This window comes from Ruegeria sp. AG6, from assembly GCF_056541565.1.
In genome coordinates, this window is sequence record NZ_JBQFYQ010000001.1 from 145,154 (window position 1) to 171,578 (window position 26,425).

At 58.2% G+C, this 26,425-nt stretch carries 19 protein-coding genes; 12 read left to right on the forward strand and 7 right to left on the reverse strand.

All coding sequences use genetic code 11. The annotated features are described in order from the left end of the window. The first annotated feature begins 85 nt into the window (after positions 1-85). Positions 86-925, forward strand: a complete 840-nt coding sequence (locus ACR0I0_RS00735) for an EamA family transporter (RefSeq protein WP_480489780.1) — start codon at positions 86-88, stop codon at positions 923-925. A 39-nt stretch (positions 926-964) separates the two neighbouring features. On the opposite strand, the gene ACR0I0_RS00740 is transcribed toward ACR0I0_RS00735, so the two are convergent. After that, positions 965-1,312 (reverse strand): hypothetical protein, encoded by a 348-nt coding sequence (locus tag ACR0I0_RS00740; RefSeq protein ID WP_480489782.1) that lies wholly within the window; start codon positions 1,310-1,312, stop codon positions 965-967. 144 nt (positions 1,313-1,456) lie between these two features. Between ACR0I0_RS00740 and ACR0I0_RS00745 the strand changes: the two genes are divergently transcribed. Continuing rightward, positions 1,457-2,068: a hypothetical protein gene (locus tag ACR0I0_RS00745; RefSeq protein WP_171633575.1), complete on the forward strand. Its 612-nt coding sequence runs from the start codon at positions 1,457-1,459 to the stop codon at positions 2,066-2,068. A gap of 83 nt (positions 2,069-2,151) precedes the next feature. On the opposite strand, the gene ACR0I0_RS00750 is transcribed toward ACR0I0_RS00745, so the two are convergent. The 3 genes from ACR0I0_RS00750 to parE all read right to left on the reverse strand — a co-directional run bounded on the left by ACR0I0_RS00750 (position 2,152) and on the right by parE (position 6,242). After that, the gene (locus ACR0I0_RS00750) at positions 2,152-3,120 is read right to left on the reverse strand and encodes a UDP-glucuronic acid decarboxylase family protein (protein ID WP_480489784.1); all 969 of its coding nucleotides are present in this window, start codon (positions 3,118-3,120) and stop codon (positions 2,152-2,154) included. 337 nt (positions 3,121-3,457) lie between these two features. Further along, positions 3,458-4,279 carry a hypothetical protein gene (locus ACR0I0_RS00755; protein WP_480489785.1) on the reverse strand — a complete coding sequence of 274 codons (822 nt, stop codon included), beginning with the start codon at positions 4,277-4,279 and terminating at the stop codon, positions 3,458-3,460. A gap of 4 nt (positions 4,280-4,283) precedes the next feature. Then, positions 4,284-6,242 carry a DNA topoisomerase IV subunit B gene (gene parE / locus ACR0I0_RS00760; RefSeq protein WP_480489786.1) on the reverse strand — a complete coding sequence of 653 codons (1,959 nt, stop codon included), beginning with the start codon at positions 6,240-6,242 and terminating at the stop codon, positions 4,284-4,286. A gap of 354 nt (positions 6,243-6,596) precedes the next feature. Here parE and ACR0I0_RS00765 point away from each other — a divergent pair, with 354 nt between their 5' ends. From ACR0I0_RS00765 to ACR0I0_RS00790, 6 genes are read left to right on the forward strand one after another with little or no spacing between them, the layout of a single operon-like run. Beyond that, a complete protein-coding gene (locus ACR0I0_RS00765; RefSeq protein WP_480489788.1) occupies positions 6,597-7,340 on the forward strand; it encodes a hypothetical protein in 744 nt (247 codons plus the stop codon). A 48-nt stretch (positions 7,341-7,388) separates the two neighbouring features. Then, entirely contained in the window at positions 7,389-11,618 is a 4,230-nt protein-coding gene (locus ACR0I0_RS00770; protein ID WP_480489790.1) for a PKD domain-containing protein, read from the forward strand. A gap of 16 nt (positions 11,619-11,634) precedes the next feature. Continuing rightward, positions 11,635-13,032, forward strand: a complete 1,398-nt coding sequence (locus ACR0I0_RS00775; RefSeq protein WP_209833547.1) for a S8 family peptidase — start codon at positions 11,635-11,637, stop codon at positions 13,030-13,032. A 30-nt stretch (positions 13,033-13,062) separates the two neighbouring features. Continuing rightward, a complete protein-coding gene (locus ACR0I0_RS00780; RefSeq protein ID WP_171633556.1) occupies positions 13,063-13,518 on the forward strand; it encodes a hypothetical protein in 456 nt (151 codons plus the stop codon). Further along, positions 13,511-14,485, forward strand: a complete 975-nt coding sequence (locus ACR0I0_RS00785) for a polyprenyl synthetase family protein (protein WP_480489792.1) — start codon at positions 13,511-13,513, stop codon at positions 14,483-14,485. Before ACR0I0_RS00780 ends, ACR0I0_RS00785 begins: the two co-directional genes overlap by 8 nt. Position 14,486: 1 nt before the next feature. Then, positions 14,487-16,709 carry a geranylgeranyl reductase family protein gene (locus ACR0I0_RS00790; protein ID WP_480489794.1) on the forward strand — a complete coding sequence of 741 codons (2,223 nt, stop codon included), beginning with the start codon at positions 14,487-14,489 and terminating at the stop codon, positions 16,707-16,709. Between the two features lie 168 nt (positions 16,710-16,877). Here the strand turns inward: ACR0I0_RS00790 and ACR0I0_RS00795 are convergent, their stop codons facing one another. The 3 genes from ACR0I0_RS00795 to ACR0I0_RS00805 form a co-directional block, all read right to left on the reverse strand. Next, a complete protein-coding gene (locus tag ACR0I0_RS00795; RefSeq protein WP_480489795.1) occupies positions 16,878-21,167 on the reverse strand; it encodes a thiopeptide-type bacteriocin biosynthesis protein in 4,290 nt (1,429 codons plus the stop codon). A gap of 38 nt (positions 21,168-21,205) precedes the next feature. Next, the gene (locus ACR0I0_RS00800) at positions 21,206-21,598 is read right to left on the reverse strand and encodes a hypothetical protein (protein WP_171723560.1); all 393 of its coding nucleotides are present in this window, start codon (positions 21,596-21,598) and stop codon (positions 21,206-21,208) included. A 253-nt stretch (positions 21,599-21,851) separates the two neighbouring features. Then, entirely contained in the window at positions 21,852-22,523 is a 672-nt protein-coding gene (locus ACR0I0_RS00805; protein ID WP_171633543.1) for a GntR family transcriptional regulator, read from the reverse strand. Positions 22,524-22,651: 128 nt separating this feature from the next. Between ACR0I0_RS00805 and ACR0I0_RS00810 the strand changes: the two genes are divergently transcribed. Genes ACR0I0_RS00810 through ACR0I0_RS00825 form a run of 4 tightly spaced genes read left to right on the forward strand, consistent with a single transcriptional unit; the run spans position 22,652 to position 26,407 of the window. After that, a complete protein-coding gene (locus tag ACR0I0_RS00810) occupies positions 22,652-23,596 on the forward strand; it encodes a class II glutamine amidotransferase domain-containing protein (protein WP_171723559.1) in 945 nt (314 codons plus the stop codon). Further along, entirely contained in the window at positions 23,593-24,306 is a 714-nt protein-coding gene (locus ACR0I0_RS00815; RefSeq protein WP_152457491.1) for a GltB/FmdC/FwdC-like GXGXG domain-containing protein, read from the forward strand. The genes ACR0I0_RS00810 and ACR0I0_RS00815 overlap by 4 nt, the downstream gene beginning before the upstream one ends. Next, entirely contained in the window at positions 24,291-25,715 is a 1,425-nt protein-coding gene (locus ACR0I0_RS00820) for an FMN-binding glutamate synthase family protein (protein WP_224855093.1), read from the forward strand. Before ACR0I0_RS00815 ends, ACR0I0_RS00820 begins: the two co-directional genes overlap by 16 nt. Further along, positions 25,712-26,407: a type 1 glutamine amidotransferase gene (locus ACR0I0_RS00825; RefSeq protein WP_480489798.1), complete on the forward strand. Its 696-nt coding sequence runs from the start codon at positions 25,712-25,714 to the stop codon at positions 26,405-26,407. Before ACR0I0_RS00820 ends, ACR0I0_RS00825 begins: the two co-directional genes overlap by 4 nt. The last annotated feature ends 18 nt before the right edge of the window (positions 26,408-26,425 follow it).

The following is a 26,425-nucleotide window of genomic DNA, read 5'->3' on the forward strand; positions in this document are numbered from 1 at the left end:
ACAATCCACCCTTTGCGGACATGGCGCCAAGTGAATAGGGCAGTTGACCCTTTTGACGCGAAACCTCTGCGGGAAAGGTCCGGACATGACCCTGTTCGTTGTCCTTATTATTCTTTCGGCTGCTTTGCTGCACGCGGTGTGGAATGCAATCGTGAAGACAGCGGCTGATCGAACCACGATGCTGGGTTTGGTCGCTCTGGGTCAAGTGCTGCCTGCGGCGGTCATGGTGATGCTGCTGCCGCTGCCAAACCCAGAGAGCTTTATTTACATCCTGCTCTCGACCGTTGTGCATTTCGGTTATTATTTCATGCTGGGTAAAGCCTATCAGCACGGTGATCTGAGTGTGGTCTACCCCATCGCCCGTGGGATTGTCCCGGCGCTGGTTTCGCTTTGGGCAATGGTCCTGGTCGGAGAAGTGCTGCCTTTTCAGGCCTGGACAGGTATCGCCCTGATTGCCGTGGGCATCCAGCTGAGCAGTTGGAAAGCTCTGCGCTCGGGCGTTGGGCGCAATGCACTGATGTTTGCGCTGGGCACCGGGTTCTGCATTTCGATCTATTCGGTCGTTGACGGGATCGGTGTTCGGCTGTCGGGCAACACGCTCAGCTATTGGGTATGGGGGGCGTTTCTGCACCTGTTCATTGCCGGGTTTGTCGGAGTTCGGAAACGTGCGACCTTAAAAGACCTGCCGGCCAAAGTATGGATGATCGGCATTCTTGGCGGGCTGGTATCGATGACAGCTTATGGTCTGGTGCTGTACGCCAAGAATTTTGCACCGCTGGGCGCGGTTTCGGCGCTGCGGGAAACTTCGGTCATCTTTGCCGCACTGATCGGGTTCGTATTCCTCAAGGAAGGGAACTGGGCGCGACGGTTGGGTGCCGCGGTGCTCATGGCCATGGGTGTCGCTCTGATCGGAATGACAGTCTGATCCGGCGGAAAAGCCTCGGGCGACAGTGATACCTCTGGCTTAGCGGCCGACCTGAAACGTGCATTGTGGCTTGCAGTTCATGGTGCCCTTGTCGCTGCTTACGCATCGCAGCAAGCGTTCCTCGTGCGTGTTGATCGTTTCTGTGACGGTGTTGTGGCCAAAGATCACGATGAAGGAATCCGGGGAAAAAGCCAGCCCCTTGTAATAGCAAAACCGTGTTTCCGTTCCGTCCGGGATCGGAGATGCCAGGCTGAGCGTCTTTTGCGCCGGGGCCTGGGTCGCCAGCATAGCAAAGGCCAGCCCATAGGTCAGTGTTTTCAGGTCGTCCTCTCGTCCTGCAAATCTGTTGTCGATCAAAAAGGGTTTGGACGCCCGGACCTCAATCATGGTTTCTTGTTTCAGCAAGTTTGAACGAGATCAACGGGTTAGGCAACGAAAATCCTACGCGCTTAGCGACAAGCCAAGGGGACGATTTTTACGGTCGGTCACTTCTGTGGTAACATGGCCGCATTGTTTAAGGAGAATTGAGAGATGTTCAGACCCTCTGTGGAAGCGATTATGGATGTCATGTCCCAAAAGGATTACGTAGTTTTCGACACCCCAACTGTCGATTGGAACCTGAACATAGTGGGCATTCGCGCCCACCCGGTTTCACCCAAGAAATTCGATGATGTCATGACGGTGTTTCACCGGTTTCTTGGCGTTTGGGATATAGCGTATTACCCGATGACGGCCGATCCCAGCGATCACTACCTGAAGAACCCGATAAACCCGGATGGGACGGCCATTCTGGCGTCGGGGCAATATCGGTCCTGCTACAAGATCGATATTCATAAACGAGGCCGGCCCGGAGGCCACAAGGCGCTGTGTCAAAGGCTGGGAAACGTTACCGTGTTTCGGGACAACAACAGGGATGGAAACCTGAACCTTGTTAATCCTCAAAGCGGGATGTTCGGCATAAATCTGCACAAGGGGCCAAACAACGGTGACGATGACACGGCGAATACGATCTATTCCGCCGGGTGTCAGGTATTCGCCGATCAGCGTCACTTTGCCGAGTTTCTGCTGAAATGCGAAGCCGGGCGCGACGCGTTTGGCAACAAGTTCACCTATACGTTGCTGGATCAGGCAGATTTCGAATAAGGCGGTGCTTTGCGAAGGTTCTGCAAGCGCCGGGGCAGGACAGGGGCTGGGGGCGTGCCCGGATCTTAAACCGGGCCTTGGCCCTAGGTCTCGACTTCGGCCTGAAGGTCTCGGAAATACCGGATGGTTGCGTGCAATCCTTCTTTCAGTTGCACTTTGGGTTCCCAGCCCAGCAGGGTGCGCGCCAGTGTGATATCGGGCTGGCGCTGTTTCGGGTCATCCTCTGGCAACTCCTTGAAACTGACAGGGGTCTCGGCCCCCACAAGGGCCTGCACTTCGCGGGCAAGTTCGTTCATCGAGAATTCGTTGGGATTGCCCAGATTGACTGGGCCGGTCACGTCCGCGCCGGTCTCCATCAGGTGAATGAACCCTTCGATCAGATCATCCACGTAACAGAAAGACCGGGTCTGCGTACCGTCGCCAAAAATCGTGATCGGCTCGCCGGTCAGGGCCTGCATGATGAAGTTCGACACGACGCGCCCATCGGCGGGGTGCATTCTGGGCCCGTAGGTGTTGAAAATGCGGGCCACCTTGATCTCAAGCCCCATCTGCCGGTGGTAATCGAAGAACAAGGTCTCGGCGCAGCGCTTGCCCTCATCATAGCAGGATCGCGGGCCAACCGGGTTGACGTTGCCCCAATAATCTTCGGTCTGCGGATGGATCGTCGGGTCGCCATAGACCTCGGAGGTCGAGGCCTGAAAGATCTTGCATTTCAGACGTTTCGCCAGACCCAGCATGTTGATCGCGCCATGCACGCTGGTCTTGGTCGTCTGCACCGGATCGTGCTGATAATGCACGGGTGAGGCCGGGCAGGCGAGGTTATAGATCTCGTCCACTTCCACGAAAAGCGGGAAGGTCACATCGTGGCGCATGAACTCGAACCGCGGGTTGTTGTGCAGATGGTCGATATTGCGCTTGGTGCCGGTGAACAGGTTGTCGACGCACAGAACCTCGTGCCCCTGATCCAGAAGCCGGTCGCACAGATGCGAGCCCAAAAACCCGGCCCCACCGGTTACGAGAACACGTTTTCGACTGTCATAAAGGCGGGCCATTGCAAATCCTTAATCGTTAAATCCAAGCCAGCTTGTCACGGGGAAGCCGGGTCTTGGTTTGATTAGTAAACCGAAGGAATTTGAATTGCAGTAGATTTTGGTTTTTTGAGGGCGCGTGTGGGGTTGGTGTGTCTTCCTATCCATCCATTGCTTGAAGTAAAGCATCATGCACGCGCCCGCTCCGCTTCCTTGGTTTGGCGCGTTGAGTGTGAATAGTTTGGAGGGTGTTCATACCTATCTAAAAGCCAATGATGGGATGGGAGCGAGTACCCATCCTGAACTTGCCTTGGCCTGAACGAGATGGCCCGCAAACCTATTAAGCACTGTCCGAATCTAACTACTTAAAGAATAGAATTATGGCTTGAATGGCCGCAGCGATAGCAATCACCCAAGTCAATCGCCTGATTGCAGTATCATGGCCCCGCGCCTCTGCGGCTTTGTGCTGTGCTTCTTCAAAGTGAGACACACTTACAAGAGCCTTTCCGGTCAAACGATAACGGCCCGCAACCTTTTCCAAATCGTTCGAAGAAACTAGCGAATCCAGCACAAATTCTAGCTCTGTTAAATAGTAGTCATGGTCATCAAGACCCCAAAACCGACTAGTGAAGATGTGGTCGCCCAAGTCTATATGAGAAAACTCTTTCGCGAGGGCGTTAACACCACTCCTCTTGGAAATGCCTCGACGCCAGTTGATGGCTTTTCCAAGAATCTCCATACGTTTAGCTGAAAATTGAAAGTCCCTCTTGAACTTTCTTTGTGCTCGAGCCTCTTGAGTTTCATTAAACCAATTTACCAATACGTGTCGTTGAAGAACTTCGCTAACAACAAAAAACACTGGGTTGTTAAAGGAAAACTCGGTTCTCCCATAAACTCTTTGGATACGGTAGGACGCTCGTCCAACCAGCGAATACGGAAGGCAAGCGTCTGCCATTCTGCCATCTGGCCACAGAGCTTCTTCGGTTGGCGAGTAAGCCCCTACCATCCCATTCGCGAGGGATGGTGAAGTTGGCAGGAACCTTTTGTTTTTGTCGCAATCAAGATTAATCCAAAAATAAGTAAAATTGTTGTTTTGCTCAGATGGCGAGTACCTTTCGGGAACTTCTCGACAAGTTGCTAGACGCACTCCCAATCGAAGTGCCAAAAAAGTCAATAAATTCATTAAATTAAACGTCTAACTCCTCAACAAACCTCGCGTTTTCCTGAATATATTGGAATCGCAGTTCGGGCTTTTTGCCCATCAGACGCTCGACCAGATCACCGGTTTCGCCGGGCTCGTCCTCGTCAATAGTGACCCGGATCAATTTCCGGGATTTGGGGTCCATCGTGGTCTCTTTCAGGTCCTTGGCGTCCATCTCGCCCAGACCCTTGAAGCGCGAGACGTCGATCTTGCCTTTGCCGCCCAGACCTTTTTCAAGCCACTCGTCGCGCTCGGCCTCGTCCAGACAGTAAACGCGCTTGGCCCCTTGGGTCAGGCGGTACAGGGGCGGGCAGGCCAGGTACAGGTGGCCCGCGTCAATCATCGGACGCATCTGGGTGAAGAAGAACGTCATCAGCAGCGAGGCGATATGCGCCCCGTCCACATCCGCGTCGGTCATGATGATGACCTTGTCATAGCGCAGATCGTCGAGGTTGAACTTGCTGCCCAGCCCCACGCCCAGCGCCTGCGTCAGGTCGTTGATCTCGGCATTGGTGCCCAGTTTCGAACTGGCCGCGCCCAGCACGTTCAGGATCTTGCCGCGCAAGGGCAGCAGGGCCTGCGTTTTGCGGTCACGCCCCATTTTGGCCGAGCCGCCGGCAGAATCGCCCTCGACGATGAATAGTTCGGTGCCTTCGCGTGTTGAACTGGAACAGTCCACCAGCTTGCCGGGAAGACGAAGTTTTTTAGTGGCGGACTTGCGTTGTGTTTCCTTCTCGGCCCGTCGGCGCAGGCGTTCTTCGGCCCGCAGGATCAGGAAGTCGAGGATCGCGCCGGCGGATTTCGTATCGGCGGCCAGCCAGTTGTCGAAATGGTCGCGTACCGCGTTTTCCACCAGCCGCTGCGCCTCGACCGTGGCAAGGCGGTCTTTGGTCTGGCCGACGAATTCCGGTTCGCGGATGAAGCACGAGACCAGCGCGCAGCCCCCGGTCAGCAGGTCGTCGCGCGTGATCTGGGCGGCCTTCTTGTTGTTGATCAACTCGCCATAAGCCTTGATCCCCTTGAGGATCGCGGCCCAGAAACCGGCCACATGGGTGCCGCCTTCGGGGGTGGGAACGGTGTTACAATAGGACTGGATGAACCCGTCACGCGACGGTGTCCAGTTGATCGCCCATTCGACCTTGCCGGGGGTGCCGAATTTCTCGTTGAAATCGACGGTGCCCGCAAAAGGTTGCTCGGCATAGGTGGACGAGCCGTTCATCGTCTCTTTCAGGTAATCCGACAGGCCGCCGGGAAAGTGGAACGAGGCCTCGGTCGGGGTTTCACCGTCGTCGATGGCTGATTTCCAACGAATTTCCACACCCGAGAACAGGTAGGCCTTGGACCGGATCGATTTGAACAGGCGCGCCGGTTTGAACCGGTGGTGGCCAAATATTTCCTCATCCGCGTGGAAGGTTACGGTCGTGCCGCGCCGGTTGGGGGCGGCGCCGACTTTTTCCACAGGGCCCAGCGGAACACCGCGCGAGAACCGTTGTTCGAACAGCGTCTTGTCGCGCGCCACCTGTACGACCATCGAATCCGACAGCGCGTTCACCACCGAAGCGCCCACGCCGTGCAGACCACCCGAGGTCTGATACGCTTTGCCCGAGAACTTGCCGCCCGCGTGCAATGTGCACAGGATCACCTCGAGCGCGGATTTGTCCGGGAACTTGGGGTGCGGATCGATCGGGATGCCGCGCCCGTTGTCGCGTACGGTCAGGGCGTAATCGGCGTGCAGTTCCACCTCGATCCGGTTGGCATGGCCTGCCACGGCCTCGTCCATCGAGTTGTCGAGGATTTCGGCCACCATATGGTGCAAAGCGCGCTCATCCGTGCCGCCGATATACATGCCGGGTCGCTTGCGGACCGGTTCCAAACCTTCGAGCACCTCGATCGAGGAGGCGTCATAAGTTGTGGTCGCTTCTGGCGTCAACAGATCGTCGGGCATGGGTGCTGCTCTTGTTTTTGAGTTTCCCCCATTATGGCAGGTGATGTGGTCCGGGGGAAGAGGGGCGCGAGGTGTTGTGGACGGATAGAAGGCGCGGGGCCGCAGATTGCTTGGACAATTCGTCGAACGTCACGATTGGCGGTTTTGCTTGAAACCACCGCCCCTGGCCGTGGCGCGGGAAGGTCCCGTACTGCTGTTATCGATAGTTGGTCAGGGCCTGTATTCCAGGCCGCAAAATTCACGATAAACCCGTCCGATAAAACCAGCGACGCGACAAATAACGTTACGCGATCGGGTTGAAGTCAGCCTTGCTGCGTCTCCGGCTCATTGACGGAATCGCTTTAAAAATATATCGTGAAGGCAGACTCCCAAAGTATCTATCTATCAGTTCCAAGCGTTCAAGAGTTACGTTTATTTCGTAATTGGAAGGCTGCTATGGCTACGTTTCAGGACGTTCAAGCAGCAGTGCATGATATTGCTGCCCGTTTGAATGTCACCCCAGAGCTTGCTCGTGCTGCGCTGATTAACCCCGTGTTGGCGCTTGAGGAGCTTGGGTTCGAATTGGACCTGTCTGGCCGACTTGAGCTGGAGGACAGAGCGCGGTTTTCCAAGAAACAGATCGTTGAACGCAAAAGTTTGCGAAAAAAGATTTTCGCCGCGTCCGGGCATGAATTTGACCCCGGGCAAGAACACGATCTGGCTGTGGTCCTTTTCGACGAGTTGAAGCTGGTCGATGATACTTCGAAACGCCCTGACCTGTCTCCCTTGTCCTTGCCGATGCGAAAAGTGCGCTATTCCACCTCCAAAGTGAAGGTGGCCAAGGTCAAGGCATCTGAAATCGCGCGCCGGTTTCCCGGGAAAGCCAAAGGCAAATCCGTCGCCGGGATCGATCCAAGTTTGATTGAGCCCGTGAAGATTCCTGATCCGCTGGAAGCGCTGGGTAAGGCGCACAAAATCATCTCTCCGTTACTTGCCTACCGGCAACTTGATGCATCGACACCGCGTTTTGCGACTGAGGCGCTGTATCGTGCCGTGCGAACCGGGAAACGTAGGCTGGTCAATATCACGCCCCGCGCCGTTGTCACCGGCACTGCTTGAAGACACCCGGGCGCGATTTCCTCGCGCCGTCACACCGAGGACGTCAGGATGGCAAATACAAGAGGATACCAAGTTGTCGTCGAAGCCTCAGAAGAGGTCCTGCGAAAGGTCATTCGGGGGGCGTGGAAGTCCGCGGAATGCGACGATGATCCCGGCGATGAAGGCCGCATTCCCGAATTCATGGATGTTCCCGCAGGTGAAACCTTTGGCGGTTTTGTCGTCGCTGACGGGTCTGTTCAGATACCCGAAGACCAGTTGGACGCCAGCTTGCGTCCGGACATCACCGGTGCCGAAATTCGACTTGGTGTCCTGATCCAGATCGAAATCGAAAACCCCCCGGTTCCATCGGCGCAAATGCTGACGATGACGGCCGATCTTGCTGCGGCTGCGCCGATCGGTCTAATTCCCGGGCGTCAGGATGTGGGATGGCTGTTGGATGGCCTGCCTCGCAACCAGGTGTCCGCCACGCTGACCAGCGGCGATCCGATTGCGTCCAATATCGAGTTGTTCGCAAGTGAATTCGTGGACAAAGCCTATGAGAACGGTGGCCCCGGCGGACCGATCGATCCGGCCTTTCCCTCCATTCCCCATGTCATCGATGAGACCGAGCTGCAATTTGCCTTGGGAGCGTTGACGACGGATGTCCATGCGGAAATCTTCAACGACGCCTCGGACGCGGCGCACGATATTGAAACCACCGTGTCAGGCGGTGACATAACAATTTCGTTGCCGGTCTATCTGCGCATGTTCAACATTGTCGTTGGGCCGACGGTACAGCTTTTTTTCAATCCTCAGGATCCCATGGGGATCGAAACGCGGATCAACATCACGGCACCATTCAATCGGGTCGGTTCGGAATTCCGCACGGATTTAAACGCGGCCATCGTTACCGTGGACGCGATCAACCCCGCCGGTCCGGAATATGGGCCAGAGGGTGACAATTACATCGACAACCGTGATCAACTGGCGGCGATCCCGTTGGTCGCGATTGACCTCGACGCCCAGATATCCAACGAACTGGTGTCGCGGGGGCAGGAATTGGCCAGTGGGCTGGGCGAGATTTCAATTGCGGCCCCGACAGTAGCCGAGATCGAAGAATTCATCGGCGACTTTTTTCATCAGGATCTTGAGGCCCGCGATTTCGTTTACATCTGGGGGCCAGAGGCAACGGACGAAGAGTTTGAAGTCGACAGTATCACCGTCGGCGTGACAAACGAGTTTCTGGCGATCGCCTTGAACGATGATGGCGGTGGTGACGTAGGCGGGCTTGCCAATTTCATCCCTGCTGACAGGGATTTTGCAATTGCCATCAGCGCGGCCCAGGTTGAAGCATCGATTGAAACGGCGCGCATCGAAGCCGAATTGTCGGATGATGACCTTCCGAAGACCTTTACACCTGACGGGCGCGAAGTCCGGCTGACCGATCTGGACGTGAGCCTCAGGGCCGGGGCGATCAGAATATCGGGCAAGGTGACGGTCGTAGACGCGATCCTGGGCAGTATTGATGTGGATGCCGACTTTTTCAATGATGTCGGATTGCGCTGGCAGCCGAACGGTTCGCTGGGCCCAACCGGTGGGCAGCAAATGGATCACTTTGAAATCGACAGCGATGTCGATCCCGAAGAATCCGTGCTGCTTTGGGTGCTGACGGCAATCGCCGCGATATTGTCATTCGGCGCTTTCGGAATTCTGGGCGCATTGGTCGTTGTGATCGTGGCCCTTGTCGTCCGGGGAATTGCCGAAAGCATGGGCAGTGAAATCCTGTCAGATGAAGTTACCAATACGGTCACGGGTATCACCGGCTGGCCGGAGAACCTTGCCAGGATCGGGCGGGTCGAAGCGGTATTTTCGGACCCGATCGTGATTGATACCGACGGTCTTGAAATTGCCGGAGATTTCACTGTCATAAGCAGTTGCGAAGCCACGGATGTCGTCCCGGCGGATTCGGGTGGTGCACGGTCGGGTGCGGCCGCATCGGCCATGTCGCTTGCGGCTGCGAATGAACATCCTGACGCAGGGTACGAGTGGTTGCCGGGTGACGGAACACCGGCCGCGGTCTTGCCCTCGATTCAGCATGTCTATGCTGCAAGCGGTGTCTACACCGCAAAACATGCGCTGACGATCAACCAGCCGGGCGGCGCGCGTAGTCGCAGTTTCTCGCTTGTTACCGTCGAAAATGTGCCACCGACAGTGGATGCCGGCCCTGATCTGACGGTGCAGGAGGGCGAAGAGGTCACTCTGGTCGCACGGTTCCGAGATGTCGAATACCCCGACACCCACGAGTCCATGTGGTATTTCGGTGATCACCACGCGCCCAAACCCGGCGTTATTTCTGAAACCAATGCTCCTCCTGCGGCGACAGGCACGTCGACCGTGACCCATGCCTGGTGCGACAATGGCGAATACACCGTCACGGTGCGTATTCGCGACGTCAACGGGGGCGAGGCCATCGACACCTTGCGTGTCACCGTGACCAATGTTCCGCCCGAAGTCGAAGCTGGCCCGGACCTTTATGCATATGTCTGCACACCGATCACGCTTGTCGCCGATTTCGGGGATCCCGGCTGGTGCGACACGCATACGGCCAAGTGGGATTTCGGCGATTGCAGTGAACCCCGCACGGCCCTGATCGAGGAAACGAATGAACCACCGGCAGCCGAAGGCACGGCGACCGCCTCACATATCTATGAAAACTGTGGTGACTTCCGGGCCATCTGTACCGTCATGGATGACGATGGCGCCTTTGGTCAGGATGACCTGACCGTCCGGGTCGTGCATTTGCTGAACCCTGGTTTCGAAGATGGTTTCCGTTCGCTTCCAGCGGGCAATGTCGGTCGCTTCTGGACACCCTATGCATGGCTGACCGACTTGGCAGCCTTTCATGCCGGAAAGGGAAATCCCGTTCCGCAATTGGCCCCGATCCCCGCCGATGCCTTTGACTGCGAAGGTTGCATCGTCCGGACCGGGGACAGGTCCCAAAGGGTCATCGCGCAGCGCGGCCTTCGTGTCGGCCTGTGGCAATCGCTGGGTTCGAATCCGGGGTGGGATTATGAGTTCTCGTGTTGGTTCGCGAAGGAAGCCGGCGACGCAGGCGGCTATGCTCTAGGGTTGGATCCGCGCGGTGGTGATGATCCGCGGGCGCCCTGGGTGGAATGGTGGACCGGCAATCTAGACGGTGCCTGGCGGCAATTGCGGGGCCGCGTGACGGCGGAAGCCGGGGCCGTGACGGTGTTTCTGGAGTTCAGCGGAGATGATCCGCGCAACGATGCGCTTGGCTATATTGATGATTGCGCTTTCATCGCGATTCAGCCGCATTGTCCGGAGCAGCCGAAGCCCGATCCGGAAATTCCACCGCGTGAACGTTGCATTGATTTTCGCGGCCAGAAACTGCCTTCCCGCCATCCGGTATTGAACGTCGGCGGTGTGCGGTTCCTGCCGACCAAGGGCAGCCTTCTTCAGATCATTGGCGGGTTCCAGCCGCAAGGCACACCCAAACTGTTGCTTTCCATCGCCGGTGTCTTTGCCCATCTGCCGGTCGTTGCTGATTGGGCCCGCCTCAAGCTGAGCTTTGCTGGCGGAAAGCCCATAACGATCATCGCACTTGATGCGGCGGGCAATGTCCTGACGACCCAGACAGGAACGCAGCAGCAGGGGGTACAGATTATCGAAGTTCAGGCGAGCGGTATGGTGACCCTCGCCATGCGCGCGCAGGAAGCGGCGTTGATCGAACTGTGTTTCCGGCCGGAACACCCGCGCAGTACGCCCTCGGCAGAACCTGAACCGGGGCCTGGCATTGTCGTGAATCCGCGCTTCGACCGTGCCGTCGCACCGGCCATGTTCAGTGCAGGGACGACCACGGAGGACAGAACCTTGACCGAAACCAACAGCCCTCATCCGTTCGGCCTGTCCGAGGCGGCTTGGGGCAAGCTGGACACTCAGCTGCGATCGGAATTGGCGAAGGCTGCAACAGACGGCGATGATGGGAACTCGGTGCAGGTCATATTGCGCTTGGCGCCAGACACCGAAGGCAATGCGCCCTCTTTCCGGCGCGCCGAAACGAAGGCACGCGAAGAATATTTCCGCCGACGCACACGGCCCCTGGTCGGCACCCTGGAAAGCCTGGGCGGTGTCGGGATTACCGAACTGTGGCTGATCGACAGTGTTGCCGTTGAACTTTCGCCCGGGGCCATCGCGACAATGGCCAACGATCCTTCCGTGGTGATGATCACCCATTCCACCAAACGTCAGGCCATTCCTGAAAACCCCATAAGACCATGATCTAAAGGAGCACGAAATGTCCGAGTTAAGCCGGGAACACGTTGATCGCTTCGAAAGAGCGGAACGTCGTGAAATCGAGAAGCTTCGTGCCGAGTTTGGCAGCGAGTCCATCTTGAAGATGGACAGCATTATCTTGCGCGACCTCTTGGCCAACCGAAAAGAGGCGCGCCTGAACGCCCTGCTTGGCCAAACCGAAACCGCCCAGCTTCCCCGGCATCGCGTGCTGGTCTCGCTGCGCAGCGGCAGGGCATCGCCGGATCGCCCGCCCCGTGCGTTCGACCGGCGCCAGCGCCGCCGTTCGATCATGCAACACCGACGCCATGGTGAAGACGTGGTGGGCAAAATCGCCCGAAGCTTTGAAGAGCGGGGGATTGAGGTCGAACGGTCGTTTTGGCTGACTCACAGTCTGGTTGTCCTTGCCGATGATCAGCGCCTTACGGATATCGCGGGGCGCGCCGATGTCATGAAGATGGTTCATTGCAAAAACCAGATCCTGATCGACCTGGATAACAGTCGTCCGCTGATCAATGCCGATGTCGTGGAAGCCAGCGGGATCAACGGTGCCGAAGTGGATGTTGCCGTTCTGGATACGGGCGTGGACCAGACACATCCCGAACTTGCCGGAAATTTCGGCACCCAACAGGATTTTACCGGCGAGGGGTTGGGCGACCTGAACGGGCACGGTACTCATTGTGCGGGTGTTGTCGCCAGCAATGGCGCGACGTTCCGTGGTGTCGCCACGGGGGCGGTTATCCACGACTACAAGCTGCTGGATCAGTTTGGCAGTGGGAACGCTCCAAACTGCGTTTCGGCAATCCAACAGGCCGTCGCGGACGGGATGGATGTTCTTTCCAATTCCTGGGGCTTTTCGCACAGAAACGGCAATTGGGTCGATCCGGACGGAACATGCGTTTTGTGTGTCGCCGCTGATGCGGCTTCGACCGCCGGGGTGACCTTTGTGGTGGCCGCGGGCAACGAGGGCAATGACAGTTGCGGCACCTATGACACGCGCATTCGCTGTCCGGGTATTGCGCAGAGCGTGATCACCGTCGGCGCAAGCGATGACAGCGACAACATGGCCGGTTTCTCCAGTCCCGGACCAACGCCGGATGGACGCGACAAACCGGATGTCACCGCCCCCGGCGTGGATATCGTGGCATCGCGATCGGCGACCGGCAATGACATGAATGGCGGCGCGACGGTGATAGATCCGCTTCATCTCGAGGCCAGCGGCACCTCGATGGCCTGCCCCCATGTCGCCGGGGTCGCGGCGCTGATGTTGCAGCGAAACCCGACACTGCTGCCGGCTGACATCAAGGCAGTTCTCATGGCCACCGCCGTCGATATCGGCGCACCGACCACGCAGCAGGGCGCCGGGCGTGTGGATGCTCGGGCGGCGGTCGGCTCGGTCTGATTTGGAAATTCTGGAACGGAGGATACGAACGTGGCAGACTATGAACAGCGGATGCAGCCGGAAGAGGGTGCAAAGGCAGTCGAAAAACTGGCCGAAGATGCTTTGGCGGGTTTCAAGGCGGACGCCAAGAAGGAATATGCTGAACTGGTCAAGCAGTACGAGGGCGCCAGTGCAACGGTTGGTGTTTTTGGTATGGGGTCGGTCGAAGTTTCGGTGATGAGCGGTGAAGTTCACATCAACCCGAGCCAAAAGCGCAAAGGGAAAGGCCGGGGCGTCGGCGCGATCTCACCGGAAGCTCTCGTGGCCATTTCCGAAGGCAGGATGACCGTAATGGACGCTTTCCACCGTGGTGAGATTGTTGTTCGCGCCGAGTCCGCAGCACTGCACGAGGGCTACGACAGTTTCATCAGGAACTCTGAAGCGGCGCTCAGGTCGAAGCGTTTGCAGAAGACGCTGGCGCAGTTCCGCAAGATTGCGGATGTCTGACTGGTTGCAGGACGAACAGGTCCGGGCCACGATACCCCAGGTTGAAGCATTCATGTTGGATGCTGTCGCCTCGGACCAGCCGGGTTTCGAAGAGATAGCCCACTGGCTTATCGGCGCTGGCGGGAAACGGTTGCGGCCAATTCTTCTGCTGCTTACCGCGCGAAGCCTCGCCGACACAGAAGGCCGCAAGCGCGCAATTCAGGCGGCGGCGGCTGTCGAAATGATCCATGTGGCGTCGCTTTATCATGACGACGTCATGGACCGGGCCGAACTTCGGCGTGGAGCGGAAAGCGTGAACCGTCGCTGGTCTTCGCCCATCGCCAGCTTCGCCGGAACATTCATTCTGGCCCGTGCACTAAACCTGTTGGATTCCATCAGCCCCAAAGCCTCTGAGCTGGCTGGCAAACACTGTTCCGCGCTGTGTCTGGGGCAGTTGCGCGAAGCAGAAAACGCCTACAACGCCGATTGGACCATTGAAGAGCATCTTGAAATGCTCGAGGGCAAGACGGCCGAGCTGTTTGTTCTCGCCGCATCGCTGGGGGCGATGTTGGCAGACGTAAGTGATCAGGAACGAGACGCACTGATCACCTATTCAAAGTGCCTCGGCCTTGCATTTCAGCTGCGCGACGATGTTCTGGACTACATTGCAAGCAGCACCGAGCTTGGAAAAGGGTCCGCCTCTGATCTGCGCGAAGGGGCCTACACGATGCCGGTGCTCCTGTGCCTGGGTCAGAACGGTCAGGCCGCCGATGAATTGCGGGCCAGGTTGAGGCTGGCTGAAATGCAGGATGCAGACGTTTCGCGTGCTGTGGAAATCCTTCGCAATTCGGGTGCGGTTGAAGCCACGGAACAGCTGGCGCGGGACAAATCCGAGGCAGCCGTCACGGTCATCTCGGGGCTTGACGATCATGTGCTGCGCGCCTCGCTGGCAAACCTCGCCCGGCTTTCGGTCGAAAGGAGGGCCTGACATGGACGGTTACGGCCCTCTTGCCGAGGATCTGCCGCTTGCGACACCTGCGGAGGCCGCGGCCGAGACATGGGACGCCGTCATTGTCGGTGCGGGGCCCGGTGGCAGCGCTGCCGCCATTGAGCTGACGCGGAGAGGTCGAAAGGTCATTCTGATCGACCGTGAGGATTTCCCTCGGGACAAAAGCTGTGGAGACGGAATCACCCGGTCCGGTATCTCTCAGCTGAAACGCCTCGGCATCCTGTCCGCGCTTACAGATCAACAGGAGGTCGAAGGCGTGCGTGTCCATATGCGCAACAGGGGCCACCGGGATTTTCGATACGAGGGCGAAGACGACTATGGGCTGGTTGTACCCCGTTTGATACTGGATGACTGTCTTTTGCGTCAGGCCCGCGCGGAAGGAGCGGCTTTCTTGCCGAAATGCCGTGCCGACGATCTGGTAACGGATGAAAGCGGGACTGTCACAGGTGTCACCGCTCGGATGCAGGATGGCGCGACAGTGTTTCTGACCGGGTACATGGTCATCGCCGCAGACGGGGCCGCGTCTCGATTGGCGAAAGCAGCGGGATTGCGGGAAACACCGGAACAAGGCTATGGCACCGCGCTTCGCGGTTATGTCGATGGCTGCGGAGACACTCCGCCACTGCTGGAAATAATGCTGCCGTTGACTGATGTTACGGACCGGTACTTGTTGCCGTCCTATGGCTGGGCATTCCCAACGGGGAAGGGAACTGCAAATGTCGGTGTCGGGCTGTTCTGCAGGGCGTTTGACACCAATGTCAGAACATTGTTCGACCAATTTCTGGACGCGCTCCGAAAGGATTATCCGGAATATTCGGGCATTCAGTTGTCCGGTACGACCTTGGGGGCACCGCTGAGGTTCGATTTCGCACCGGAACGCGCCGCCCATTCAGGTCTGTTGCTGGTAGGGGACGCCGCCGGTCTTATCAGCCCGTTTACAGGCGAAGGAATTAGCTTTGCGCTGGAATCCGGTGTGCTTGCGGCGCAAACCACTGATCGATGTCTCCGCACAGGGGCAGGCCCTTGGGTGGCGGCAGACGACTATGCGCTTTTGTTGGGGGATCGCTTTGCCGGGTACTTCACGCTCGGGAACCGCGCAAGCCGCAGATACGAGTTCATCTGGCGCGTGTTGGACGATACGTTCGAAAGCGAAAAGCCGGTCCACAACATGCTGCGCCGCGCCGTTTTGGTGCCTGAAGGCACTGGTGGTGATGTGGAAAGCGCCATGTTGGATGACGTATCGCCCCTTGTGCGAGTGCCCGAGATGCCGCTTGGGGACGACCTGCGCGATGTGGGCGCACGCCTCAATCACATCGTGCGCACCGATTGGCCGTTTCTGACGCGCATGTCCTTCGCGGGCAAGCGGGCTGACATGGTTGCGTTTCGACCTTCGCTGTTGCTTTTGCTGACGTCCTATCTGGGTAATGTTGAGGCAAAAAGGCGTCGTGCCGCGGCCACGGCGATGGAACTTGCGTATCTGGGGTTTCTTGCCCAAAGCGGCATTCGAGGGATCGAGTCTGCGGCAGTAGCAGCCGACGCCAAGGCCAATTGGGGCGACAAGCTTGGGATACTCACAGGTGATTATCTTCTGGCGAAGGCGCATGAAGTCGGCGCACGGGACTGCCCGGATCTGGTGCCATCAATCCTGAGTACCATGGCCTCGGCCTGTGAAGGCCGGGTGTCCGAGCTTCGGACCGCATGGCAACCGGATCTGGCGGTCGAAAAGCGCATCGCGCAGATGCGGCAATGCATGGCTGCATTCTTCCGACTGCCTTGTGAACTCGGTGCGATGCTTGCCGAACAAAACGATCTGTCAGACGCCCTTCGCGACTATGGCGAGAATCTTGGCCTGGCTTACCTGCTGACCGAGGATGAACTGGCCCTGGACCGCCCCCCGGGCAGCACCCCATTTGCGTCAGACCTCTCGAGCGGCCTGTTCAGCGTGCCGGTTCTCGAGGCAGCCCACCGGCAAACCGGGGGCGCGGCAGTCCGTGCTTTCCTCAGTCACCGCGACCCTGCGCGGTTTTTGGCAGAGCTTTCTCCGGCCGCGCGCCATATCAAGAGGCAGAAATTGCCTGAAGAATACCGCGATCAGGCAATAGCAGCGCTAAGCCCCGTGCCACGGGGCGGCGTGGCAAAATCGCTTTCGGCGCTTGCAGGTTACGCGGTAAGTCGACAGGTCCCAAAACGCCGCGTGCTGTAAAAGTGCGATCCAGGTTCAGTGGTGTCCCGCTGTAGGTCAAAAGCGCAACCGTTCGCGTTGCCTTGCCCCATGCGCCGGGTGCTTCATTCGGGAGCAGGGGGTATGTGTGGACAGCCCATGTTTCGGGCGGACGGTTCAGGTTCCAACCCGCTGCCGTGAGCATGCCGCTTAGGACGATTTCCACCCGTGGCTCAATTTGGTTCGATAATGTCGACACAGCGCCTCGTGGATGACCGCCTCTTCCGCGGCGGTTCCCCAGTGGAGGATCCGGTTGATGGACATATGAGCGAGGCTTCCCAGAACGTCGGCCAAGCTGCTTCCCAACCGGCCATCCTGTTCTTCTCGCTGAAGGCGTCCAAGATCCGGATGAAGCCTGGCCGCACGTGCGTTCCAGCGCGATGGCCGCGAATGAATGCCTTTGCCCACCCCGAGCTCACTCAGAACAACACACGCACTTTTCCATTCCTTTCCAATAGCACGACGCGCAATCCGGCACGACGCCGGGCCGCCGCCGTAGTTTTGCGAACAGCGCTCGGAGATCGCCAGCCGAACACCTGTAGGCAATTCCAAATCTTCGAACAGGGCGTCGATACTGGCGGCTGACGCCATCCACCGTCTGGACCGGCTGATCTTCGGATCGTTGAGCACATCAAGCGCAGTGATCGAGTCGGCGCCGAATATCCTCTCGCATGCGCCGAGCCCCAGTTCTCCGCCGTAGCGCGCCGTTTCAGGCAGGTATTCGTCAACAAGAAACCTGTCCACCAATCCACCGGCCGTTTTCTGCAAGTGAACAAGCACCCGGTTCCTCAGAACTCTGTCATGATCGTTTGAAAACTTGATGCGGAGGCGCAGTTCAAGCTCCGGGTCTGCATATCTTACGAAGAACCAGTTCTCGATCAGATTGCGTTTCTGCCACAGCGCCAACCTGTTCGATTGCAGTTTCAGGAACTGTTCCAGCTTCATGGCATCCCCGAAAAGCCGCAGATACAACCATGACCCGGCCTCATCAGTACCGTGCCCCAGCGGTTGCCATGCGGTCGGGTTGGCATCGTATTCGACAAAGGGCGTATCAACTGGCTTTGCTGGGGCATAAACCAGTTCAGAGGCCAATCGACCATGCGGCGAGTCGATCCAACAATCCTTGGGCGTTGGAAGGTACTCGCAGATCGAAAGCGGCCCTTTTTTCAACGTCTTGATCAGGTTCGCAGTGGAAAAGGGGTTGTCCAGATCCCATGGCGTGGCCATGTCGCTGGCCTCATCCGTAGGGGCCACGTATCGCGGCAATTCCAGTTTTTGTCGGTTGGCTTCTAGCCAGAATTCCGCTTTGCCCGACCTGACCACCTGTGTCGGGATGCAAAGACGCCACCGTTGCGGCGCAAGGACCACATTTCCAGCACAGACCCTGGGCAGCCGGTTCCGATTGCTTTGCGATTGCCACGACCAGATCACCGACGGTTGCCGCATGTGCATGGCGATGTCGATGAGCAGAAGATAGACAGCCGGCGCCCCGGGAGGGCTTTGGTGGGCAGCGTGCAGTTGTGGAATGACCTCGACGCCTTGGCTGCCCCAGAACAGTCGGAACCGACTGCCATCGTGACGAATCCACAGATCGTGCAGCGGAATCCTCAGTTCGGGCGGTAACCCGCTGTCGCCGAGGATCTCGATGACATACCGGGAAAGGCTGGCGCGTCTGAGGATGTTTGATGACCGGGGGTCCGTGGCGCACAGGATGTCTGCTTCGACAATTGTCGAATCCTCTTCACGCGTGGGGCTGTGTTGCATCAACGCGTCTGCGATCAACTGATTTCGCCTTGAGAAACGGCCGAAAATCGCCTTGGGCCCGCCCGGGAAAATACCTTCGGGATAGGCCGTCCAGACGGGGTTGTGCCCGACACTGCGTCCTACTTTGCTTAGAAGAACGCCATCCTGGATGGCGAAAGGGGTCTGGTCCGTGTTGCGGGCATGCAGGATCTCGATATCCTGCGCGCAAAGCACCCACTTGCGCGCGTCCCAATCGGGTTCCAGCGGAAATTTCTGAAGGTTTTGCCTAGGGGCATCACTTGACGACCCCGTACCTGTAACGAAATCCATTCGCAGCGGCATGCCGAGATATGCAAGCCCGCTTTCGGCATCCACGGCCTGACCCAGCAACACGGCGCGGTCACCGTAACGGTCAAGGAAACGCCGTTCAAATTCCAAAAAACGGTTTGGCTTTGGCACGCGAAAGCCGATCTTTTCCAAAATGTTCCATGCGTCGGTCAGTGCCTGCACCGCGCGCAGTGGTGTTTCCAACGTGCCGACGCAATGCGCATCGACATGCAGAAAATCACCTCTCCAACCCGGGGCGAAAGAGTCAGCTGTTCGCCCTAGTTGCTTTAACGCGATCATCGAAGGGGTTTCACGCGCGGCATCAAGATCATACCGGAGTGCCGCCAAGCCTCTCTTTTGGCGGGCGGTCATATCTCTTTCCAGCCGCTTCAGGGTTCTGGCGGTTGCGTCATGCCCCAGAAGTATTGGGTCTTTCCGTGGTATCAGAGCCTCGGACCGACAGAGATCCGAGATCGTCACGGCAGATTTGAAAGAGCGGTCTTTAAGGGCCGTTTCCAGATCGGAAATCGGGACGGAATCGACATCAAAGATGAACTCTGCCAGATCGGAATCCGCCGCTGCAATGATCTGTTCGTGGTTCCAAGGGCCGTCGAGATCACCGTTCGTTATCCAGTGCAGAACATCCTGTTCCCACCAGGCCGATGGATTGCACCGCACCCTTGTGCTTTGCGTTTCGGCGAGTCCGGCGGCAATATGGGACAAAAACCCACAGTCCAGATCCATATCCAGATGGTGGTCGGCCACGGTGACGATGCCCTTGCCTGCAACAGGTACTGCCGTGCCCACTGCCGCGAATGCGCCGAACGGCGTCGGGCGAAAACACATTCTGTAAACAAACCGATACAATGTGCCGAGGACTGCGGGGGAGAGGCCTTCGCCTTTCTCGAGTTCCCGCATGACCTTCGAAAAGAAACCGGGTCGTGCAATGAACAACGACAAGGCAAAGGCCGGATCGCGAATTAAATCTGATGCACGCTTTTCCAGATCCTTTTTTCGGGTGCTTTTTGTGACTCCGCCAAGATCGTGCTGCGGTGAACGCGTACAAACACGAATTCCGAGGAACGGACGAGAGCTGTGCGGTTTCGGATGGGACGGGCAGTGGACATTCTGTTCAACATCCAGCCCCATGAACTTCAGATATCCGAGGTAACCCGTGTCCCTTAGGGCAAGCAGTGCCAACAAAACGCCGCTCGACCCGGTCAAAAGATCCGTCGATTGAAACGTCTTCCAGCCTGCGCCGATCGCGGGAAGCCCGTCCGGGCTCAATTCCCGTTCAACGAGGGACAAAAGCCGTCCGGCGTGCTTTTCGATCAGGGGATCGACGTCCGCGTTGGGAAAAAGCGATCGAATGGCAAGGGCCATCACGACAATTCCGGCATCGCCATGGCACAGCCCGCCGTCATTGATACCTGTCTCACGAATAGGTCTGTCGACGCAGGATACCAGAACCCGCGATGCGACATCGCGTATTTCGTCCTTCATACCCACCAGCCTCGCCGCCGCGAGCGCGGTGTATATGATACCTAGATCGCCATAACACCACGCAAGACGTGACGGTACCTCCCACGCATGACTGAGCGCTGACATGCAGGGAAAGCAGGATGACAGGCCGCTGTCTGAAAACGCGCCCCGGTGCGAAAGGAGAAACAGGACCGCGTCTTTGAGGTCTTCGATGTGTCGCGGTGTGAACGCGTGCCGCCGACCCAGGCGAGCCAGAGCCAGAACGGCGCCAGGAGAACCATGCGCCAGCCCCATGTTGACGAGGTACCGCGTTGTTTTCAGGGGGCCGGTCTCGTCTTCCGGAGAGGAAAAAGGTTCTGTCCACGCAAGCCCCCGTTCTGTGCGTGCCGAGTGCCTCCAAAGCTCCTCGGCTAAACGCAGGCACAGCGACTTTCCCCCAAGTCGGGCCGTCCGGGATTTCGGTTCGCACAAAAATACAGATATACCCGCAAGACCGGACACGTGATCGAAATGCCCCATCCAGGGGGCTTCGAGAAGGCGTTGCGCAACCGAACGCAGGGCACGGTCAAGCACCAGTTGCGCTTCGGGATCGTTTGGATTGGCGTCCAGAGCATGACAGGCCAGCAACCCAAGGCCGGCGCGGCCATCGAACAGTGAAACAGGGGCTCCGCGCAGGTCTCGGTCGCAAGCCCAGATGGTCGCAAGGCGACGTGACGCGGCGGATCGCACGCGATCATCCTTCAGAAACTTGTCTGCCGCCAGCAATGCCATCGCCTCTCCGGCGACGGCGCTTCCCAGTCCGATAGCATCAGTTCTGATCGGGGCCGCCACAATCGACCCTGCAATGGACTGTATTGCCGCTTCAATCCGCGTTGATGAAATAGACATTGAACAAAATAAATTCTCCACCACGCGAGATTTACCATTCAGCAAGCGTTTGGATGGCACCCTTTGCTGCTGGCACGGATGCTGCACCAATTCTTGCAGCAATTTTTGGCCCAGCTGAACGTGCGGCGCGTCGGGGCCCCAACGCTGCCGGCGTCAACGAAGCCGAAGGCAGGACCGGTGGACGTGGGATTGAAGCCAGAAGAATGATCCCCCAACTCGCCCAGGGATTCGATGGACGTCAAAAGCGCGTCCACGCGATGTTCGACGGTTTCCAGCCTGTCTTCCGGGCCTGGTTCCATGACGCGCATCAACTGGTCGAGGCGCTGCTCGATCGCGGTCAGCCTGTCATCGACAGACCGGCATTCCGGATCTGTCTTTTCGCTTTCGGTGTAATCGTGTTCTTTGCGATTGTCGTTTTCGTCAGCACTCATTTCTCTCTCCGGAATCTGAGGTGGTCGAATAGTCGACTTGGGACCGCCTGTGGAAAAATGTGTCGTCCAAATATCAACTCCGATGGAATCGGAGGGTCTTTGTAATGAGAGATTTCAATAATAGACGAAAATGACCGTTTTGTCATGAAGCCGTCAGAACAGCGCGCGGATACTTGGTGGCATTGCCCGCGATGCATGAGCCGGTTTCAGGCAGGCGAACCGGCGCGGTCCGCCCTGCCGACGGTTCCGTGCGTCAGCCGTTGTCCGCTTCTTTCAGCCCCTCGATCTGCAAATCGAACCCGGCCTGAATATGGGCGGTAAAGGTTTCCAGTGCTTCTGTCACGTCTCCGGTTTCAATCGCGTCGACAAGCGCCTGATGATCACCCAGAGACTGTGAGATATCGACATTTTCGATTGCGGAAAACAGGTGAAAGGCCATGGCCTTGCCCCAGATCATGTCGAACATGTCCAGCAGGAACTTGTTTCCCGCTTCAACCATGAAGGCGCGGTGAATGCGCCGGTTGGCAATGAAATAGTCGCGCGTCGTAGGATTGGTCAAGTTTTCTTCACGACGAATCAGCGCGCGCAAACCCTCCAGAACCGCGGGGTCTGCGTGGGCCGCAAGAATCCGGGCGGCCTGACCTTCGATTGCGGCGCGGGCCTGATACAGCTGCCGGACTTCGGCTTGATCCATGCGGGCCAGCCGGAAACCACCGCTTGCGGCGACTTCCAGAACACCTTCGGTTTCCAGCCGCATCAAAGCCTCGCGAACCGGGGTGCGGCTGATGTTCAGTTCCGCTGCCAGCTTTTCCTGAACCAATCGGTCTTCGGCAGAGATTTCGCGGCTCATTATGGCTTCGACCAACTGATCATAAACCTCGTCCGCCAGCCGTCTGCGCTGTGTTTTTATCTGTTTCAGAGCCACTCGGAGCCTCTCTTTCCGTGTTTTGTGAATTCTGTATTCAAAAAAGCATCTGGTGCCAAGGCGAATGGGCTTGCTATTGTCCGTGTACTGTATACAGTATACAAACACAGTTGAACAGGGAGCTCTTCATGTGTGGAATCGCTGGAAGGATTCTTACCGCACCCGGGCAGGTCGGGGCGGACCTGGTAGACCTGATGGATGCGCAGGAACACCGTGGCGCAGACAGCACCGGGTTTGCAGTTTATGGACCGCCACGAGACACCGGATATGTTTTACGAGGGATGGGATTTGACAAATCCCGGCAGGATGCTGACCTGAATGCGTTTGAGGCGGTGTTGAAGGATCACGGCTCTTGCTTTCTGTCCGATCCGAAGATCGTAACCGATGAGAACCGGCATTATTGCTTTCGCGCGGAAATCTCGGACCCGACTGATTTGCAGGCCTGGGTGCGGGATGCAGATGAGCTGACGGACCGGTTCGAAGTGCAGTCCTGCGGCCGCAGTCTTGAGATCATCAAGGACATCGGCGGCGCCGAAGCGGTTGCCGAAAAGCATGGCGTGCGCGACATCATCGGCACCCATGGTCTTGGCCACGCGCGGCTTGCGACGGAAAGCTCGGTTCTGCCCAACGCTTCACACCCGTTCTGGGCGCGGCCGTTTTCGGATGTGGCGATCGTGCATAACGGCCAGATCACCGATTATTTCACATGGCGCGACAAGTTGAGCCGAAAGGGCTATCGCTTTCTGACCGAGAATGACAGCGAGTTGATTGCGGTCTGGGTCAGTGACCAGATGAAAGCGGGTCTGACGATGGAACAGGCGCTGAAGAAGTCGATTACCTCTATCGACGGAGTATTCACCTACATGATCGCAACGCCGGACGGGATCGGATTTGCCAAGGATCGGTTCGCGATGAAACCGTTAGTTGTGGTCAATCGCAATGGGGACCTGGCCGCCGCGACCGAAGAACAGGCGGTGCGTCGCGTGATGGCCGAAGAATGCGACGTGATCAACTATGATGGCCCGTCGCTGACCGGCATCTGGGGTGTCGGCAACCGGAGCCTGGCAGCATGAGCGAGGTAGCAAGACAGATGGATGAAATCGTCATCGAAGTCGGCAAGCGGCATATTCGTGAGGTGAACAGGGATATCATGGCAGCCTGCGCATCAGGGCGGCCGATCCGGGTTGTCGATACGCTGTCGCGACACAATCTGGGCGTGGGCCTGCCGGACAATGTGGACATCACTTTCGAAGGTTCGGTGGGATACTATTGCGGCGGTCTGAACACTGGCGCCAACATCTCTATCGAACGCAATTGCGGATGGGCCGTGGGCGAAGGGATGGCCAAGGGTCACATCACTGTCGGCGGCTATGCGGGCATGTCCTGCGGGGCGGCGATGATTGGCGGCACCATTCATGTCAAAGGTGATGCCGGGCCGCGTGTCGGTGTTGCCATGAAGGGCGGCAACATCGTGGTCGAGGGCAAGATCGGATACCAATCCGGTTTCATGGCGCATGCGGGACGCATCATTGCGCTGGGCGGTGCGGGTGAATCCTGTGCGGACGCTTTGTGGCAAGGCGAGGTTTGGGTCGCAGGCGAAGTTGACAGCCTGGGTGTGGACGTCTCGGTGATCGAACCCACTGCCGAAGAGGTGGCCGAGGTCGATGCGATCCTTGACCCTCTGGGGCTTGTCGACAGCTCTCGTAACTGGCGTAAAATGGTCTCTGGCCAGCGCCTTTGGTATTTTGAAAGCAGGGACGCAAGCGCATGGCTCATGATCTGAGTAAACCTTATGACTACCCGTTCGAAGTCGCGTCAGAGGAAGAAATACGGTTCCGCGACGCAGGTGCGGTCGAAGGACGACCGGCGGGTGTGCCTTCGTCTTATGATGAAGGGGGATCAACCCGCTGGACGCCCGAAGCGATATCGGAAGTTCACGCATTGGCGCAGCTTGGGCGGTATCAGGTGCGTGGCTACAACACGTTCAACAAGCAGTTGCCGACATTCGACGATCTGACATTTGTCCCGGCGACGATGACCCGCCTTCCGCTGGAAGGATACCGCGAGAGCTGCGATACGACGACGGTTCTTGGCGGCGGGCGCGGATTGGTGGAACGGCCACTGGAACTGAAAATCCCGATCTATATCGCATCGATGTCTTTCGGCGCGCTCTCGGCCTCGGCCAAGGCGTCGCTTGGTTATGGTGCCTCGAAGGTGGGCACCATGACCTGCACCGGCGAAGGCGGCATGCTGGAAGAGGAGCGCGAAGCCTCCCAACGCCTGCTCTACCAGATGTCGCCTGCCCGCTATGGGGTCGATCTGGATCACCTGCGCCGCGCCGATGCGCTTGAACTGGTGGTCGGGCAGGGGGCCAAACCGGGCACCGGCGGTCTGCTGCTGGGAATGAAGGTCAGCCCGCGGGTCAGCGAAATGCGCACTTTGCCCGAAGGGGTCGATCAGCGATCCACCATCCGGCACCCCGATTTCCTTGGGGCTGACGATCTGGCCGTCAAAATCGAGGAATTGCGCATCGCCACGAACTATCAGGTGCCGATCTTTATCAAGATGGGGGCCACGCGGCCGCGGTTCGACGTGGCCGTGGCTGCAAAGGCGGGCGCGGATGTCGTCGTGGTGGACGGGGCCGAGGGCGGCACCGGTGCGTCACCCGAGTTGCTGCTGAATCACACGGGCATACCGACCATGAGTGCCATACGCGCGGCACGCGAAGCGCTGGATGAGTGCGGGATGAGCGGCAAGGTCTCGCTTGTCGCCGCGGGCGGGATTCGATCAGGTGTGGACGCGGCCAAATGTCTGGCGCTTGGGGCGGATGCGGTCATGATCGGGAATGCCGCGATGGTCGCGCTGGGATGCAACACTCCCAGATATCTGGACGATTACCAGGCGCTGGGAACATCGCCGGGGGCGTGCCATCACTGCCATACGGGCCGTTGCCCGGTTGGGATCGCAACGCAGGATCCTGACCTTGAGGCGCGTATGAACCCGCATGCAGGTGCAGAGCGCGTCGCGCGGTATCTGACCGCGATGACAATGGAGATCACGGCGCTTGCCAAGGCCTGCGGCAAATCTTCGGTGCACAATCTGGAAACCGAAGATCTGCGCGCGCTCAGTTTTCAGGCCTCGGCCTTTACCGGCGTCAAGATGGCGGGCATCGACCGGGCCTTCGACTGGTGAGGATCGCGCTTCTTGAGTTGACCCTTCATCCATTGCCGCTGCTTGAGGGGCTGCCGCGTACGGCCCAGCAGATCCGCGCATGGCTTGAACCACATCTGCCCGAAGCCCGATTTTCCACGGTGGATGTGGTTGATGGCGAGGCATTGCCTCAGCTCGGGGATTTTGATGGGGTTGTTGTCGGAGGGTCCGAATTCGGCGTCTACGATGACACGGAGTGGATGCGGCCCCTTCGCGATTTCTTGGAGTTGTGCCGGGACCATGCCAAGCCGGTATTCGGCATCTGCTTTGGTCATCAGATCATGGCGGATGTCTATGGCGGCAAAGCCGAGAAGGCCGAGATCGGCAATGTCGTCGGCGCACGAGGCTTCGACTATGGTGGAACCAGCGTAGATGCCTTTGTCTGGCATCAGGATCAGGTCACGCAGGTTCCGCCTTCGGCGCAGGTGACAGGGTCGGCGGATCACTGCCCGGTAGGGGCCTTGGATTATGATTTCCCGGCCCGTTCCGTGCAATTCCATCCCGAATACCGGGCAAGCCATCTGCGTGAATTGTTCGTGCGCGGGCGCGACGTGTTCCTTGCACCGCAAAAGGCGGATGAGGGGCTGGCCTCGATTGAGATGGCACATGTGCCGAAGGATCTGGCCGCCGCGCAGGCGGTTGACTTGTTTCGCAATGCCTGCGGTCGGACGTAAAACCTGAAAACCCGCTTG

Coding starts and splice junctions, on each gene's coding strand:
- ACR0I0_RS00735 (WP_480489780.1), top strand. CDS start 86: ATGACCCTGTTCGTTGTCCTTATTATTCTTTCGGCTGCTTTGCTGCAC.
- ACR0I0_RS00740 (WP_480489782.1), bottom strand. CDS start 1,312: ATGATTGAGGTCCGGGCGTCCAAACCCTTTTTGATCGACAACAGATTT.
- ACR0I0_RS00745 (WP_171633575.1), top strand. CDS start 1,457: ATGTTCAGACCCTCTGTGGAAGCGATTATGGATGTCATGTCCCAAAAG.
- ACR0I0_RS00750 (WP_480489784.1), bottom strand. CDS start 3,120: ATGGCCCGCCTTTATGACAGTCGAAAACGTGTTCTCGTAACCGGTGGG.
- ACR0I0_RS00755 (WP_480489785.1), bottom strand. CDS start 4,279: ATGAATTTATTGACTTTTTTGGCACTTCGATTGGGAGTGCGTCTAGCA.
- parE (WP_480489786.1), bottom strand. CDS start 6,242: ATGCCCGACGATCTGTTGACGCCAGAAGCGACCACAACTTATGACGCC.
- ACR0I0_RS00770 (WP_480489790.1), top strand. CDS start 7,389: ATGGCAAATACAAGAGGATACCAAGTTGTCGTCGAAGCCTCAGAAGAG.
- ACR0I0_RS00775 (WP_209833547.1), top strand. CDS start 11,635: ATGTCCGAGTTAAGCCGGGAACACGTTGATCGCTTCGAAAGAGCGGAA.
- ACR0I0_RS00785 (WP_480489792.1), top strand. CDS start 13,511: ATGTCTGACTGGTTGCAGGACGAACAGGTCCGGGCCACGATACCCCAG.
- ACR0I0_RS00790 (WP_480489794.1), top strand. CDS start 14,487: ATGGACGGTTACGGCCCTCTTGCCGAGGATCTGCCGCTTGCGACACCT.
- ACR0I0_RS00795 (WP_480489795.1), bottom strand. CDS start 21,167: ATGTCTATTTCATCAACGCGGATTGAAGCGGCAATACAGTCCATTGCA.
- ACR0I0_RS00800 (WP_171723560.1), bottom strand. CDS start 21,598: ATGAGTGCTGACGAAAACGACAATCGCAAAGAACACGATTACACCGAA.
- ACR0I0_RS00810 (WP_171723559.1), top strand. CDS start 22,652: ATGTGTGGAATCGCTGGAAGGATTCTTACCGCACCCGGGCAGGTCGGG.
- ACR0I0_RS00815 (WP_152457491.1), top strand. CDS start 23,593: ATGAGCGAGGTAGCAAGACAGATGGATGAAATCGTCATCGAAGTCGGC.
- ACR0I0_RS00820 (WP_224855093.1), top strand. CDS start 24,291: ATGGCTCATGATCTGAGTAAACCTTATGACTACCCGTTCGAAGTCGCG.